The following is a 1,232-nucleotide window of genomic DNA, read 5'->3' on the forward strand; positions in this document are numbered from 1 at the left end:
CTCCACCCCGAACGCATCGGCGTCCACCTCTCCGAAGAATTCCAACTCCACCCCGAACAATCCACCGACGCCTTCGTCCTCCACCACCCCGAAGCCACCTACTTCAACGCACGCTGAAAGGAGCCCGACCGTGCCGCCACCCCAAGCCCCCGCCACCCTGCTCACCAGCCCACCACACCCGCGCCCGCAAAGGTCAACGGTTCCCAGCGTGCGCGAACTACTCGACCAAGGACACAAAAGCTTCTCCTTCGAGTTCTTCCCCCCCAAGACCGACAAGGGCGAGCGGACCTTGTGGAACGCCATCCGGCGCATCGAACCACTCGCCCCCTCATTCGTGTCCGTGACCTACGGCGCCGGCGGCTCCTCCCGCGACCGCACCGTGGAAGTCACCAAACGCATCGCAGCCGAAACCACCCTGCGACCGGTCGCCCACCTCACGGCCGTCGGACACTCCATAGCCGAACTACGCCAGATCATCGGCCAATACGCCGACGCAGGCATCCGCGACGTGCTCGCCCTACGCGGCGACCCACCAGGAAACCCCCAAGGCCCCTGGCCCCTCAACCCCGAAGGCTTCACCTACGCCCACGAACTGGTCTCCTTCATCCGCCAACTCGGCGACTTCAGCGTCGCCGTAGCAGCCTTCCCCGAACGCCACCCCCGCTCAACCACCTGGCACGACGACATACGCCACTTCGCAGCCAAATGCCAAGCCGGCGCCGACTACGCCATCACACAAATGTTCTTCCACGTGGAGGACTACCTCCGCCTGCGCGACCGACTAGAAGCCGTCGGCTGCCTGACCCCAATCATCCCGGAAATCATGCCGGCCACCGACTTCCGCCAGATCCAACGCTTCGCCGAACTCAGCAACGCCCGGTTTCCCACCCCACTCGCCGACCGGCTACAAACCGCCCAAGGCCACCCAACCGACGGCCACCGCATCGGGGTCGAATACGCCACCACCATGGCCGAACGCCTCCTGGCCGAAGGCGCCCCCGGACTGCACTACATCACCCTCAACCAATCCACCGCGACGCTGGAAATCCACCAGAACCTGACCCCCCACACCCCCGCCCCGCTCCCCCGCCCCACCACCCCACACACCACCACCACTACGGAGTGAACACCATGGATTTCAAGGTCGCCGATCTGTCCCTGGCCGCGTTCGGCCGCAAGGAGATCACGCTGGCCGAGCACGAGATGCCCGGTCTGATGTCGATCCGCCGTGA

General features: G+C 65.5%; 2 protein-coding genes. Both read left to right on the top strand.

What is annotated here, in order from left to right; all coding sequences use genetic code 11:
- Positions 1-208: 208 nt before the first annotated feature.
- Positions 209-1,126: a methylenetetrahydrofolate reductase [NAD(P)H] gene (gene metF / locus ACFW22_RS35885; RefSeq protein ID WP_386413000.1), complete on the top strand. Its 918-nt coding sequence runs from the start codon at positions 209-211 to the stop codon at positions 1,124-1,126.
- A 5-nt stretch (positions 1,127-1,131) separates the two neighbouring features.
- Positions 1,132-1,232 (top strand): adenosylhomocysteinase (locus tag ACFW22_RS35890; protein WP_384368050.1); only part of this gene is annotated, 101 nt, incomplete at its 3' end.

Source organism: Streptomyces sp. NPDC058872 (genome assembly GCF_042743065.1).
Taxonomy (GTDB): domain Bacteria; phylum Actinomycetota; class Actinomycetes; order Streptomycetales; family Streptomycetaceae; genus Streptomyces.